Source organism: Niveispirillum cyanobacteriorum (assembly GCF_002868735.1).
GTDB lineage: Bacteria > Pseudomonadota > Alphaproteobacteria > Azospirillales > Azospirillaceae > Niveispirillum > Niveispirillum cyanobacteriorum.
This window is the reverse complement of record NZ_CP025611.1, coordinates 48,665-62,544: the sequence shown is the minus strand read 5'-3', so window position 1 is coordinate 62,544 and position 13,880 is coordinate 48,665. Positions and strand designations below refer to the sequence as shown.

The window sequence follows — 13,880 nt, the reverse complement described above, 5'->3', positions numbered from 1 at the left end:
CCCGGCCCTGCGGGGCGCCCCTCTGCGACCTGTGACGATTGGACCTGTCTGCGGTGATTGGTGGTTGCGATGCAGCGCCATGGTTGGGAAACTGTGCCGGTGCCCTGACCAACCGGAGACCAGGAAAAACCCTTGCAGCATCATTTTGATCTGACCGGCATCGCCATCGTTATGTCCGTCGCGCTGCTGTGCGGGCTGGCCCTTTCGCGGCTGAAACAGCCGGCCATCGTCGGCTATATCGTGGCGGGCATCGTGCTGGGGCCGGGCGGCTTCGGTCTTGTCTCCCCGTCGGAAAGCATCAGCGCACTGGCGGAGCTGGGCGTGCTGATGCTGCTGTTCCTGGTCGGCATGGAACTGTCAGTAAAGGCGTTCCAGGCGGTGTGGAAGGTGGCGCTGGCGGCAGTCGCCTGTCAGATCGGCCTGTCGCTGCTGGTCACCGGGCTGGCCGGCCTGCTGCTGGGCTGGCCCTGGCCGCGCGCCATCGTCATGGGCTTCGTGATGGCACTGTCGGGCACGGCGGTCGCCATCAAGATGCTGGAGGATGTGGGGGAGCTGAAGACGGAGACGGGCCGCGTCACCGTCGGTGTACTGATCGCCCAGGATCTGGCCTTCGTGCCGCTGCTGCTGATCACCAATGGCATGGGCAGCGGGGCCGGCCTGTCGGCGGCGGTGTTCTTCAAGCTGGGGGCCGCCATGGCGGCCCTGGGCGGGCTGGTCTGGTTCCTGTCGCGCCGCGAACGGCTGGCCGTTCCCTATGGCGAATGGTTCAAGCGCAACCATGAGGTCATTCCGCTGGCCGCCATGGCATTCTGCTTCACCATGGCGGCGGCGACGGGCGTCATGGGCTTGTCAGCGGCGTTTGGCGCCTTTGTCGCGGGCTTCATGCTGGGCAATTCCGATGGACGGGCCCAGGCCCTGCGCGCCACCCACCCGATCCAGTCGGTGCTGATCGTGGTGTTCTTCCTGTCCATCGGCCTGATGATCGACCTGTCCTTCGTCTGGTCGCATCTGGGCGAGGTGCTGTTGCTGCTGTTCGCAGTGACGGCGGTGAAATCGGCCATCAATGTCGGCACCCTGCACCTGCTGGGCGAGCCGTGGGAGCGGGCATTTCCCGCCGGCGTCATTATGGGAAGTCTGGGCGAATTCAGCTTCGTGCTGGCCGCCGCCGGCCTGTCCATCGGCGCTATCGACCGCGACGCACAGCAGATGGCGGTGACGGTGATCGCGCTGTCCTGGCTGTTCAGCCCCATCTGGCTTGTCAGCGCCCGGCGCTTCCATGTCCTGGCCGAGGGCGGCATCGGCAGCATGCGCGGCGCCCTGAAGCAGATTTACCGGGGGGAGATCGCGATGATCAACCGGGCCGCCGTGGCTTTCCTGCAGGGGGCCGCGGCGCTGGTGGACGCGGTGCGGCAGCTATGGACCCGACGCTAACGTCCCGCCACTGGCCCGGCTCCATTCCGTCTAAGGTCCAGGCACCGACGGCGCGGCGGATAAGGCGCAGGGTCGGGAAACCCACCGAAGCCGTCATACGCCGCACCTGCCGGTTCTTGCCCTCGCGCAGCACGATCTCGATCCAGCTGGTGGGGATCGATTGCCGGAACCGCACCGGCGGATTTCGGGGCCACAGCCAGGACGGTTCCTCGATCCGCCGCACCTCTGCCGGCAGGGTCGGGCCATCCTTCAGTGTAACCCCTTGGCGCAAGGCCGCCAGCGCCTCGTCAGTGGGCACACCTTCCACCTGCACGCAATAGGTCTTGGGCCATTTATGGCGCGGCTGGCTGATGCGGGCGATCAGGCCGCCATCATCGGTCAGCACCACCAGCCCCTCGCTGTCGCGGTCCAGCCGGCCCGCCGGATAGACGCCGGGCACGTCCACGCATTCGGCCAAGGTGCGCGCACCTGTGCCTTCGTCGGTGAACTGGCACAATAGGTCGAATGGCTTATTCAACAGGATGATGCGGGTCATCTGAATTGCATTGCGTGGAAGGAGGGTCCAGGGTCGCCCCCCGCTGTATAGGCGAGGGCGGTCGCCCGGCGCATCACCAAACCACGAATGGAAGGATCAGACCATGACGCGTTTTGTGAAAGCCCCGCAGGGACAGGGTATCACCCTGGACCGCCGGCAGCTCCTGGTCACCGGCCTTGCCGCCGGCGTGGCGGGCATGGCGGGCGCCGTCCCTGCAATGGCACAGGCTCCCTCCCCCTACACTTTGCCGGCCCTGTCTTATGCCCCGACCGCGCTGGAGCCGCATATCGATGCTCAGACCATGGAAATCCACCATGGCAAGCATCACCAGGCCTATGTCACCAACCTGAACAATGCTCTGGCCGATCATGGTCAGCTGCAGAAACTGTCCCTGGCCGAACTGCTGACCAAGCTGTCGGAACTGCCGGAATCCGTGCGCACTGCGGTGCGTAACAATGGCGGCGGCCATGCCAACCATTCCATGTTCTGGTCGATCATGGGACCGGGCGCCGGCGGCGCCCCCACCGGCGCTGTCGCCAAGGCCATCGATGGCAGCTTCGGCGGGTTCGACGCCTTCAAGAAGGCCTTCAATGAGGCCGGTGCCAAGCAGTTCGGGTCCGGCTGGGTGTTCGTGACGCTTGCACCCGACGGCAAATTGCTGATCCAGGCGAAGCCCAACCAGGATACGCCCCTGATGGAGGGCAAGCCCGTCCTGATGGGCAATGACGTCTGGGAACATGCCTATTATCTTAAATATCAGAACCGCCGGGCCGACTACCTGGCGGCCTGGTGGAATCTGGTGAACTGGCAGGCGGTCAATGACCGGCTGGCCCGCATCACCAAGGGGGAAGTGATCTGACCATGCGAGGCTGGCCGTGACACGCCTGAAGCCATTGCCCCCGGATCTGGCCCCGCCCGTGCGTACCGCACCGGCGGGCAAGGTCCTGGGCGATTGCGGCCTGTGCGGCCGGCCCCTGATCGCGGGGCCCAGTGTGGAGGAACACCACCTGCTGCCCCGCAGCCAGGGTGGCAAGGAAAAGGTGCCACTGCACCGCGTCTGCCACCGGAAAATCCATGCCGAACTGTCGGAAAAGGAACTGGCGCGCGGTTACACCACGCTGGACGCCCTGCGTGCCCATCCCGACATCGCCGCCTTCATCCAATGGGTGGCCCGCAAACCCCCGGAATTCACCGCCGTGACCTTCCGCGCCAAGGACCATGCAAAGGCCGGGCGGAAATATCGGGACTGACAACCAGTCCATATCGGTCAGGGCTCTCCTGCAGCTCGACCTGACCTGCGGTGATATCCCCGGCCCTAGTTCAGAACCCGGCATTTAGTAGATAAATACAACGGTTTATATTTTAAATTAGTTGAACATCCCCAAAACCAGCACACCCGCTGGACTATATCGGACCAACATTATCTCTTGCGCGGTGAAATGTAATATCGCATAATCATTATGCAAATATACGATGGCTGAAAACGTGCCAACAGCCACGCCCAAGCAAACATAAAAGCTTCCAAGGGAGGAACTTCATGTCTATCGCGGAACGCCGGGCGTGCCCGGCGAAGGGGGACCTGCGCGCCCGCTCCATCCATCGTCTGCTGCTGTCAACGGGCCTGATGCTGGCCATGGCGGCCCCGGTCGCCGCCCAGACGGCCCCGGCCCAGAATGACGGCGCGACGCTGGAAGAGATCGTGGTGACGGCGCGGCGCCGGTCGGAGGCGTTGCAGGACACGCCCGTGGCCGTCACGGCCTTCACGGCGGAAGCGCTGGAAGCGCGCAGCGTGGAAACGCTGGACAATATCGCCCGCTTCACGCCGAACATTCGCTTTGATGGTGCCGCCGCCCTGTCGGGGGGCAATTACAACGCCACCGTCTTCATTCGCGGCATCGGCCAGAACGACTTCGCGATCTTTAGCGATCCTGGCGTCGGCTTTTATGTCGATGGCGTCTATTATGCACGCTCCATCGGCGGCATCATGGATGCGGTGGATCTGGCCAGCGTTGAAGTGTTGCGCGGGCCGCAGGGCACTCTGTTTGGCAAGAACACAATCGGCGGTGCCGTCCTGATCAGTACGCAGCGTCCCACGGATGATCTGTCGGGCCGGGTAGAACTGACCACGGGTCGCTTCGACCGGCTGGATGTGAAGGGCGTGGTGAATGTGCCCCTGGCCGATGGCAAGGTGCTGACCCGCCTGTCGGTTTCCTCACTGAACCGCGATGGCTATGCCAAGCGCCTGTCCGACGGCCAGGACATGGGCGACCGCAATGCCGACAGCGCGCGGTTGCAGATCACGACGAATGTTACGGAAGATATCGATTTTCATCTGGTTGGCGATGTTACGCGGGCCCGCGAACATTCCGCCCCGAACAAGTTGCTGGCCATCGCGCCAGCGCCGGGTCTGACCGGCGTGCCCTTCCTGGTGAACTACAACAACCTTGTGGCTCCAACACGCGGCGTCACCGCGCCCAATGGTCAGAAGACGCTGAACAGCTCTTTCCTCACCGACAGCCCCTTCACCACCTGGGCCACCGGCCCCAATGTCAATGATCTGGACCTCTGGGGCCTGGCCGGCACCCTGACCTGGAACCTGGGCACTGTGGAAGCCAAGAGCATCACGGCCTATCGTGAGCTGCAGGCAACCTTTGCCCGCGACGGCGACAACACGCCTTTCACCTATCGCGAGACGTTCAACGACGACGACCAGTGGCAGTTCAGCCAGGAATTCCAGTTGAGCGGCGATGGCATGGATGGGCGCTTCACCTGGGTGGGGGGTGTCTATTACTTCACCGAGGAAGGCACCGACAATGCCCGCGCCGATCTGGCCATGGGCCTGTGGCCGCCGTTGGGGCCGGCATTGTCGCCTGCCACATTGATCCTGAACCGTATCGACAACACCTCCTACGCGGTGTTCGGCCAGGGCAATTTCAAGCTGACGGACGATCTGTCGGTCACGGCGGGTGCGCGCTGGAACCGCGACAAGAAGTGGATTTCCGTCTTCAACCGCCGTCAGCGCGATCAGGTGGTGTTCACCGACGTGCAGCGGTCGGGCGACTGGAACGCCTTCACACCCAAGCTTGGCCTGGAATACAAGGCCACCAGCGATGCGATGCTTTACGCTTCCGCCGGCAAGGGCTTCAAGAGTGGCGGCTACAATGCCCGTCCGCTGGCCGATGCCTCGGAAGTGACGCAGTATGAACCGGAAACCATCTGGACCTATGAGGTCGGGGCCAAGACCGGCTGGCTGGACAACCGCCTGATCGTCAATGTCGCGGGATATCTCAGCAAATATGACAATATTCAGCTGACCGTGAACCAGACGCCCCGCAACTTCGTGGCCAACGCCGCGAAGGGCACCATCAAGGGGGCGGAACTGGAGGTGCGGGCCAAGCCGGCCAAGGGCCTCGATTTCGATTTGGCCGTCGGCTACACCGACGCCCAGTATGACGAAGTCGGGACGGGCCTGGGTCCCACGCAGGTCCTGCCCATCACCAAGGCAGCAAAGTTCGTGAAGACCCCGAAATGGACGGTCAGCACGGGCCTGCAATATACCTACGCCATGGGTGACGGCAGCACGCTCAGCCTGCGTGGCGATCTGTCGGCCTATTCCAAGTTCTACAATGACGTGGCCAATACCGAACTGGTGGCGCAGTCCGGCTATGGCATCGTCAACAGCCGCCTGACCTATACGTCGCCGGACGACAGCTGGACCCTGGCCCTGTTCGCCACCAACCTGACCGACCGGCGTTATTTCGTGTCGGGCAATGCCAGTGCCGCCTTCGGTCTGGCTGAGGCCTCCTATGGACGCCCGCGTGAATGGGGCGTGACATTGGGGGCGAAGTTCTAAGCCTTCATCAGGTCAATTTCCTTCAATACCGGATCGGGCCGGGTGGCGATAAACGGGCAAACAGCCCCGGAGACGCCACCCGTGACCCGATCCTTTGACAATAGACAATGCCGGCCCGCCATCATCGACAAACGGGGACGGGCATGAACGGCACCCTGCTGCTGGCCATGGCCAGCTTCGCGCTTGTCGCCTCCATCACGCCCGGCCCCGTCAACAGCATGGCGCTGGCCAGCGGCGTGCAGCACGGGTTCCGGCGTAGCCTGGCCTTCGTCACCGGTGCCACGGTCGGCTTCACGGCCCTGCTGCTGCTGGCCGGTCTTGGCATGGCGGAGACGGTGGCGCGGCTGCCCATGCTGGACATGGCCATGCGGGTGGCGGGAACCGGGTTCCTGTTCTATCTGGCCTTACGCCTCTGGCGGGCCGCCGGCGGCATGGCGGCGGGTGAGGTGCCGGTGGCGCCATCGCTCTGGGCCGGAGCCAGCCTGCAATGGCTGAACCCCAAGGCCTGGATCGCGGCGGTGGCTGGCATGGGCGCCTATGGATTGCAGGACGGTATGGTCAGCGTTCTGATCTTCGCCGGCCTCTATTTCATCATCTGCTACGCGTCCATCGCGCTCTGGGCCTATGCCGGCACCTGGGCGTCGCGTGTCATCGGCACGGCGGACCGGATGCGCCTTTTCAACCGCACCATGGCGGTTCTGTTGGCAATCGGCGCTGTCGCCATGCTGGCCGGCCACTGAAAATGACAAGGCCCGCCATGGTTCGCACCATGGCGGGCCTTGCCTCACCAAGCAGGTACCTTGATCAGAACCCGTGCCGCACCATGGCCGGCATCAGCACCACCATGTCCTGGTCCGCCTTCAGGTAGGGGGCCAGGGTGGACAGGGCGGGGCGGAACGGGGCAAGCGTCCGGTCGGCCACTTCGGCCGTCACGGCATTGCTCACGGTCGCGCGCGCATCACCCGACAGCAGGTCCATCAGGAAGTCGAACTGCGAGCGCTTATGCGGCAGGGTGATTGCGCGCACGGGCGCATCCTCGGCCAGCTTCAGGGCCTTGCGCACCTCGCCCATGGCGGTGGCATAACCGCCCAGCGCATCCACAAGGCCCAGTTCCTTGGCCTGACGGCCCGTATAGACACGGCCCTTGGCAATCTCCTTCACCTTGTCCAGCGGCAGGTTGCGCCCTTCCGCCACGCCCTGTGTAAAGGCGGCATAGGTGCTGTCCAGGAAGGCATTGAGGCGGGCTTCCTGGGTGTCGCTGAACGGCGTGTTGGAGGACCACATGCCGGCATTGGCGCCACGGCTGATCGGTTCGATATTCACGCCGGCCCAATCGGTCAGGCCGCGCAGAACCATCTTGCCGGCGATGACGCCGATGGAACCGGTGATGGTGCCCGGTTCAGCCACGATGCGGTCGGCCCCCATGGAAACCCAGTAACCGCCTGATGCCGCCACGGCGCCCATGGAGACGATGACCGGCTTGCCCTTGGCCTTTGCCTTCAGCACCTTGCGGCGTACCACCTCCGACGCGACGGCGCTGCCACCGGGGCTGTTCACGCGGAACAGGATGGCCTTCACATTGTCATCATCGATGGCCTGGTCAAAGGCGGCGGCGATGGTGGCCGCACCAAAGCTTTCGTCACCCGACAGGGGGTCGGCCTGGCTGTCCCCGCGCATGATGGCGCCGTCACCGACGATCATCGCGACCAGCGGCGCATCGGTGATCGACATGTCGATCCCTTCCGGCGGGGCGCGGTTATAATCCTGCAGGCTGACCAGTTCCGGCTTGGCCCCTGCGCCATCGGCGCCCTTGGCCTTCTCGATGGCCCAGTCAACCGCCTCGTCCCAATAGGCAAGCTTGTCGACCAGCTTGGCGTCCAGGGCCTCCTTGTCCATCAGCGGGGCCTTGTCGACGGCGGCGCGGACGGCGGCATCATTGATGCCACGGGCCAGCGCCACATCGCTCACCCACTGATTGAACAGATCACCGATCAGGCTGTCGATGGCCTCGCGGTTGGCCGGGGTCGGGCCGGTTTCGGTATATTGCTCGGCGAAGGACTTGTATTCCTCGCGCTTGCGGAACTGCGGCTCCACCTTCAGCTTGTCCAGCGTGCCGCGCAGGAAGGTCAGTTCCGCCTGCATGCCCGTGATGGCCATGTCGCCCATCGGCTGCATCCACACCTGCTCAAACGCCGTGGCAAGGTAGTAGGGCTGCATGCCATTGCCCATCTCCCCGAAGCTTTCGGCATGGACGATGGCAAAGCGGCCTTCCTTGCGCAGCTTGGCGATGCTGTCGCGCAGTTCCTGCGTCACTGCAAAGGAATGCACGCCATTGCCGGTGCGGGCGATGATGCCCTTGACGCGCGGGTCCTTGGACGCCCGGTTCAGGGTGCGGACCACCTGTTCCACCGTGGTGCGATGGTCACCCAGCAGGCCTGCGACCGGGCTGTTCGCCGGCGCCTCGGCCAACGGCTTCTCCAGGTCCAGTTCAAGAACGATGCTGTCGGGCAGCTTGGGCTGCCGGTTGGCCAGATGCACACCAAGGCCGATGGCACCGGCGACGAGAAGCACAGACAGAAAGCCAATGATGGCGAAAACGCGCAGGATGATCCGCATGACCCGTTCCGATTGATACCGAACCCGCCCACACTAACCGCGAAGGCAGCCGCACGACCAGAGGTGAAACAACCCCGTTACGATGAAGTTCCCCATCCCGCACTCAGGGCGCGAAAGGAAACGCCCATGGGATATGGGTTGGGCAGGGCATGATGCCAGGGGTTGGCGTGCGAAAGCGGGCCATTGTTGAACCCGCCCACCCCGGTTATGGTCCCGCTCATGACCGCCGCCACGACCCTCCATGTCCTGCCCCTGACCCTGCCCGACCCGCTGGCCGCGTTTGCGGTGCTGGCGGGGCAGAAGGGGGCCATACTGCTGGATGGTGGTGCAGCGGATGGGAGCCGCGCGCGCTATTCCATCCTGGCAGCCGATCCGTTCTCCTGGATCGAAGTGGCGGGCGACGGGACGGTGACGCAAGACGGCACCCGGCTAACCGTCGACCCCTTCACGGCCCTGGAACAGGCGCTGCGTCCCTTTGCGCGGGTCCTGCCCACGGGCCTGCCCCCCTTCACCGGCGGTGCCGTGGGTGTGATGGGGTACGAGTTGGGCCGGTATCTGGAGCGGCTGCCCGTGCCGCAGAAGACCGGCATCGACCTTCCCGACATGGCCTTCGGCCTGTACGATACTGTCGCCGTCATCGACCATGCGCAGGACAGGGCCTGGGTCATCTCTGGCGGGGAACGCGAATCAGATCCGGCCCGCCGGCCCGACCGTGCGAAGGAACTGGCACGCTCGCTTCACGATCAACTGACCAAGGCCCCACCACTCGCCCGTGACAATGGCGACGGTCTGCTGCGCAGGCCGGGGTGGGAGGCGGAGCTGTCGCCCGCCACCTACCGTGACCGGGTGGCGCGCATCCTGGACTATATCCGGGCCGGCGACATCTATCAGGCCAACATGACCCAGCGTTTTCTGGGCCGGTTGCGCCCCGGTGTCACCCCCTGGGACGCATACCGTCGCCTGCGCCCGCGCACATCCGCCCCCTTCTCCGCCTTCCTGAACCTCGGGAACGGTCGGGCCATCGCGTCGGGGTCGCCGGAAAGGTTCCTGTCACTGTCCGCCGATGGTGCGATTGAGACGCGGCCCATCAAGGGAACCCGTCCCCGCCATGCCGATGCGGCGCGCGATGCCGAACTGGCCGCTGAACTGCTGTCGTCGGAAAAGGACCGGGCGGAAAACCTGATGATCGTCGATCTGCTGCGCAATGACCTGTCACGGGTGGCGCAGATCGGGTCGGTGAAGGTGCCCAGCCTGTGGGGTCTGGAAAGCTACCGCACCGTCCATCACTTGACCTCCGTCGTGACGGGCCAGTTGAAACCGGACCTGGGCCCCGTCGATCTGCTGCGCGCCAGCTTCCCCGGGGGGTCGATCACCGGCGCGCCGAAGATCCGGGCCATGGAGATCATCCATGAGCTGGAACCCGCCCGGCGCGGCCCCTATTGCGGGTCGGTGATGTGGATCGGCTGGGACGGGGCCATGGACAGCTCCATCATCATCCGCACCGCCGCGATTTCGGGCGACCGGGTACAGGTGCAGGCCGGCGGCGGCATCGTGGCCGATAGCGAGCCGGAGGCGGAGTATCAGGAAAGCCTGACCAAGGCCAAGGCCATCCTGACCGCCCTTGATCCCGCCATGGCCTGGCCCCCCGCCATCGCGGTGGATGAGGCGGGGGAGCGGGCGGCATGAGCGTCATCTGGCTGAACGGCGATTTCGTCGCCGCCGACAAGCCGGCCCTGCTGGCCCATGACCGGGGCCTGACCCTGGGCGATGGTTTGTTTGAGACCATCGCGGTCAAGGCCGGCGTGCCCCTGCGCCTGGACGCCCATCTGAAGCGTCTGCGCGACGGCGCGGATTTCTTAGGCCTACCGGTCCCGTTGAGCGACCAGATCCTGCATGATGCCATCCTGGGTCTGCTGGGGGCCAACGGGATGGAGGGGGAGGCGGCGGTGCGCCTGACCCTGACCGCCGGCCCCGGCCCGCGGGGCCTGCCCCGACCCGATACCCCCGCCCCCACCCTGATGCTGGCCGCCGGCCGTATCCCGGCAGAGGCACCGCCGGCCCGGCTGGTCATCGCGCGGACCACCTGCCGGAACGAGAAATCGCCCTTGTCGCGGCTGAAAACGCTGAACTATCTGGACAGTATCATCGCAAGGCGGGAGGCGACGGCGCGGGGCGCCGATGATGCCGTGATGCTGAACAGTCAGGGCCGCGTGGCCGAGGCGACTGCCGCCAACATCTTCCTGTCTCTGGACGGGCATTGGGTGACGCCGACCGTGGCCGAAGGTGCCCTGCCCGGCACCATGCGCGCCGCCCTTCTCAAGAACTGGCGGGCGGAGGAGCGGGCGGTAACCGTGGAGGAACTGCGCCGCGCCGACGATATGGTCCTGACCAATGCGCTGGGCCTGCGCAAGGTGGCGCGGGTGTTGGATTAGGGCCAACGCCTTATCCGCGCAGGATTTTCTCCATCGCCTTGCCCTTCGCCAACTCGTCGATCAGCTTGTCCAGATAGCGGATTTCCCGCATCAGCGGTTCTTCCACCTGCTCTACCCGCACACCACAGACGACACCGGTAATCAGGCTGCGGGCCGGGTTCAGGGCGGGGGCCTGGGTCAGGAAGTCCTGGAGGTTCGTCCCAGCCGCAATCTCCGCCTCCAGGCTTTCCTGGCTGTGGCCGCTGAACCAACGGAGGATCTCATCCACCTCCACCTTCGTGCGCCCCTTCTTCTCCGCCTTGGCGACATAGAGCGGGTACAGGTTGGCGAAGCTCATGGCGTAAACTCGATGCGTCACGACAACCCCTCAAGCATCCTGTTTCGGCCCCAGCAGCGGCATGACATCGACGCTGTCGCAGGGGAAGATGGTGAAATGCGGGTGCCCCGCAAACATCTCCGCCGCCGCCTGATGCGACGGGGCCCGCACCACCACGAACACGGTCAGCTCATTCACCACATCGGCGATGCCATCGGGTGAGGTGCGCTTGGTCGGCCCCAGCGGTCCGCCCTGATAGACGATCACATCCTTATGCGCTTCATCCCAGGCGGCAAGTGCCGCCAGCCCCCGCTCATCCGTGGCCCGCTTCTCCGCCTCACTCATCGCGTACCAGGCCCGCCAGCGCGGACTGTTCTTATTGCTGGTGAAAACCGCGAGATAGGTTGCGTCCTGGGTCATGTCGGTGCCTTCGGGCTTTGATCCTGGTGGTAAGGAAGGGCGCGTCCGGCGGCGCGACGTGCAACATGATGCAACATAAAATAAGGGGGTGTTTCACGACCGACGGAGTATCCGCATCGACGGCTCCGGCGTGCGCACGCGCAGCGACATCGTTGCGGACAGTATGGCACAAACGGGCGGAAAAGTCAGCCTTGGCACCACATGGCCGGTGGGGGACAGCGTGCCGTCCTCACCCGATGGTCCAATCCTCCAGGTCAAGATCGGGCAGATGCGCGAATGCCTGATCGTTGCTGACCAGGGTGCAGCCTGTGGCGATGGCATGTGCGGCGATCATCAGGTCCAGCGGTGCCAGAACCTTGCCCTGCCGCTCCATCCCCGCCCGTAACGCGCCATAGGTCCGCGCCACCTCACTCTCCCAGGGCAGGACATCCAGGCGCAACAGCAACTCACCCACGACGCGGTGCAGTCGGGTCGCTTCAGGTCGTTTGGCCAGCCCATAGCGCAACTCCGCTTCGGTGACGGCAGAAAGGCACAGCGAGGCCATGGGGGCTGCCACAACGCGCCGGACCACCACCGGATGCTCCCGCAGCAGGTGGTTGACGCTGTTGGTGTCCAGCATATGGCGAGTCAACCGTCCAATCCCTCGAACGGGTCTCGGGCATGAGCATCCTGTTGGCGGTCACCGGCTCCCAGGAAATCATCCGGAACGTCGGTCCCTTTAAGCAGGTCCAGGAATCCTGCCCAATCCGCCGGCTTGCGTGACAGGATCACGTCACCCGTCACCGGGTCCTGCCGGATGAACACTTCCTTGGCATCGAACCGAAACGCCGCCGGGAGCCGAACTGCTTGGCTCCTGCCATTGGTGAACAGTTTTGCTGTTTGGCTCATGGCTGTCTCCCGGCGAGTGGGCGATAGATACCATGATATAGGCCAGGGTCGGGTTCGGAACAAGGAGGAGACTGGCCCTGCTGGCTGCATTTCGCCCCATCGTGGTCGTTCGACGAGTCCCCGCTGCTTTCCGGCAGCAGACATTGAAGCCATCCCTGCTTCTCCTCATCTGCTGTCCAACATGTCATAGGTAACAATCAGCTTCCTGTCCTTGATGTTAGTCGGTGCATAACGCTCGGCTGCGGTCAGAACAATATGAAGCATATCACTGATTGCTTTCGAGATTTCTCCGTCAGTAGAAAAGTTAGTTCGATAATAGTCGTCCACGTCGTCGAGACCGATAACGCAAACAAAGTCCTCGCTTGAGTAACGCATCGGGATTGTTGCAATGCGATCAAATCGGTTGATTTTTACATTGTTAATGTAGGTGATCTTGCGTTTGCTAAACCGAACACCAACACCGAGATCGCCTTCCTCAGGGATAAAGTCGACCCCAGCAGCGAACATACAATCCGCGATGGAGCGGAGATTGTTCTTCATTGGCTGTCTCGCGCTGGACTCAAAATCGGCGACGGTAGCACGGGATACAGCGGCGTTGGTGGCAAGTTGGTCTTGTGTCCAGTTCAATAGGCTGCGTGCGGCACGGCATTGGTCAGCGGTGATCTGCATCTCTTAGTCCTCATGCTGCGGCCATTCACCATGTCAAATGTTATGCATTTTGTCAAACCTCAGTTATTCAGGCTTGTCTGGATTTTGTTGCCGAACCATAGTCCGCCCGCCGCCCTATCGCCCTACCACCGGCACCACATGCGTATTCTTCACTTCCTCCATCACAATATAGGTGTGGGTCTGCGCGACCCCCTGGATGGAGGAGAGTTTGTCGCCCAGGAAGGCGCGGTAGGCGGCCATGTCGGCGACGCGGACCTTGATCAGATAGTCGAAGCCACCGGCCACCATGTGGGCCTCTTGAATCTCATCCAACCGGCGGACGGCGTCGGCGAAGATCTGGAAGACGTCTGGGGTGGTGCGGTCCAGGCGCACCTCGATAAAGGCCGCAAGCGACCGGTCAAGCAGGTCGGGGTCCAACAGGGCCACATACTGGCGAATGAAGCCATCGCGTTCCAGCCGGCGCACCCGTTCCAGGCAGGGCGTGGGGGAGAGGTTCACCCGCCGGGCCAGTTCCACGTTCGAGATGCGGCCATCTTCCTGCAGGATGCGCAGGATGTTTTGGTCGATGCGGTCCAGCTTCGCAGCTGCGGAATCAGCGGGCATGATATTCTCTGGCAAAATGTCACTATGACCAGATGATATCCTGTCAAAACCCTTTCTTTGGAGAAAAATCGTCCAGAGAATTTGCCATACTCCGAGCAATTCAAAACCCCCGCGTTT

The 13,880-nt window shown here is 63.8% G+C and carries 15 protein-coding genes; 7 read left to right on the top strand and 8 right to left on the bottom strand.

The genetic code is table 11. From position 1 onward, the window contains the following. Positions 1–132 precede the first annotated feature (132 nt). Positions 133–1,431, top strand: a complete 1,299-nt coding sequence (locus tag C0V82_RS00260; protein WP_102110621.1) for a cation:proton antiporter — start codon at positions 133–135, stop codon at positions 1,429–1,431. On the opposite strand, the gene C0V82_RS00255 is transcribed toward C0V82_RS00260, so the two are convergent. Next, the gene (locus C0V82_RS00255) at positions 1,352–1,966 is read right to left on the bottom strand and encodes a pseudouridine synthase (protein WP_102110620.1); all 615 of its coding nucleotides are present in this window, start codon (positions 1,964–1,966) and stop codon (positions 1,352–1,354) included. The two genes, C0V82_RS00260 and C0V82_RS00255, sit on opposite strands and share 80 nt — an antisense overlap. Positions 1,967–2,069: 103 nt before the next feature. On the opposite strand from C0V82_RS00255, the gene C0V82_RS00250 reads away from it, so the two are divergent. From C0V82_RS00250 to C0V82_RS00235, 4 genes are all read left to right on the top strand, one after another. Then, positions 2,070–2,825, top strand: a complete 756-nt coding sequence (locus C0V82_RS00250; protein ID WP_102110619.1) for a superoxide dismutase — start codon at positions 2,070–2,072, stop codon at positions 2,823–2,825. Positions 2,826–2,841: 16 nt separating this feature from the next. Beyond that, positions 2,842–3,216, top strand: coding sequence for an HNH endonuclease signature motif containing protein (locus C0V82_RS00245; RefSeq protein WP_188595106.1), 375 nt, complete (start codon positions 2,842–2,844; stop codon positions 3,214–3,216). A gap of 287 nt (positions 3,217–3,503) precedes the next feature. Then, positions 3,504–5,819 carry a TonB-dependent receptor gene (locus C0V82_RS00240; RefSeq protein WP_199772439.1) on the top strand — a complete coding sequence of 772 codons (2,316 nt, stop codon included), beginning with the start codon at positions 3,504–3,506 and terminating at the stop codon, positions 5,817–5,819. A gap of 143 nt (positions 5,820–5,962) precedes the next feature. Then, positions 5,963–6,559, top strand: a complete 597-nt coding sequence (locus C0V82_RS00235) for a LysE family translocator (protein ID WP_102110618.1) — start codon at positions 5,963–5,965, stop codon at positions 6,557–6,559. A gap of 64 nt (positions 6,560–6,623) precedes the next feature. Here C0V82_RS00235 and sppA read toward each other — a convergent pair whose 3' ends face one another. Then, positions 6,624–8,435 (bottom strand): signal peptide peptidase SppA, encoded by a 1,812-nt coding sequence (gene sppA / locus C0V82_RS00230; RefSeq protein ID WP_102110617.1) that lies wholly within the window; start codon positions 8,433–8,435, stop codon positions 6,624–6,626. A 219-nt stretch (positions 8,436–8,654) separates the two neighbouring features. Between sppA and pabB the strand changes: the two genes are divergently transcribed. Further along, positions 8,655–10,121, top strand: a complete 1,467-nt coding sequence (gene pabB / locus C0V82_RS00225; RefSeq protein WP_102110616.1) for an aminodeoxychorismate synthase component I — start codon at positions 8,655–8,657, stop codon at positions 10,119–10,121. Further along, the gene (locus C0V82_RS00220) at positions 10,118–10,867 is read left to right on the top strand and encodes an aminotransferase class IV (protein WP_102110615.1); all 750 of its coding nucleotides are present in this window, start codon (positions 10,118–10,120) and stop codon (positions 10,865–10,867) included. The genes pabB and C0V82_RS00220 overlap by 4 nt, the downstream gene beginning before the upstream one ends. A 10-nt stretch (positions 10,868–10,877) precedes the next feature. Here C0V82_RS00220 and C0V82_RS00215 read toward each other — a convergent pair whose 3' ends face one another. The 6 genes from C0V82_RS00215 to C0V82_RS00190 all read right to left on the bottom strand — a co-directional run bounded on the left by C0V82_RS00215 (position 10,878) and on the right by C0V82_RS00190 (position 13,763). Next, a complete protein-coding gene (locus C0V82_RS00215; RefSeq protein ID WP_102110614.1) occupies positions 10,878–11,204 on the bottom strand; it encodes a DUF2200 domain-containing protein in 327 nt (108 codons plus the stop codon). Positions 11,205–11,234: 30 nt separating this feature from the next. Beyond that, entirely contained in the window at positions 11,235–11,603 is a 369-nt protein-coding gene (locus C0V82_RS00210; protein WP_102110613.1) for a hypothetical protein, read from the bottom strand. Between the two features lie 229 nt (positions 11,604–11,832). After that, a complete protein-coding gene (locus C0V82_RS00205; RefSeq protein WP_102110612.1) occupies positions 11,833–12,234 on the bottom strand; it encodes a type II toxin-antitoxin system VapC family toxin in 402 nt (133 codons plus the stop codon). Continuing rightward, positions 12,231–12,491 (bottom strand): antitoxin, encoded by a 261-nt coding sequence (locus tag C0V82_RS00200; RefSeq protein WP_102110611.1) that lies wholly within the window; start codon positions 12,489–12,491, stop codon positions 12,231–12,233. The genes C0V82_RS00205 and C0V82_RS00200 overlap by 4 nt, the downstream gene beginning before the upstream one ends. Before the next feature lie 165 nt (positions 12,492–12,656). Then, the gene (locus C0V82_RS27215; protein WP_199772438.1) at positions 12,657–13,160 is read right to left on the bottom strand and encodes a helix-turn-helix domain-containing protein; all 504 of its coding nucleotides are present in this window, start codon (positions 13,158–13,160) and stop codon (positions 12,657–12,659) included. A 114-nt stretch (positions 13,161–13,274) separates the two neighbouring features. After that, positions 13,275–13,763: an Lrp/AsnC ligand binding domain-containing protein gene (locus tag C0V82_RS00190; RefSeq protein ID WP_102110610.1), complete on the bottom strand. Its 489-nt coding sequence runs from the start codon at positions 13,761–13,763 to the stop codon at positions 13,275–13,277. Between the last annotated feature and the right edge of the window lie 117 nt (positions 13,764–13,880).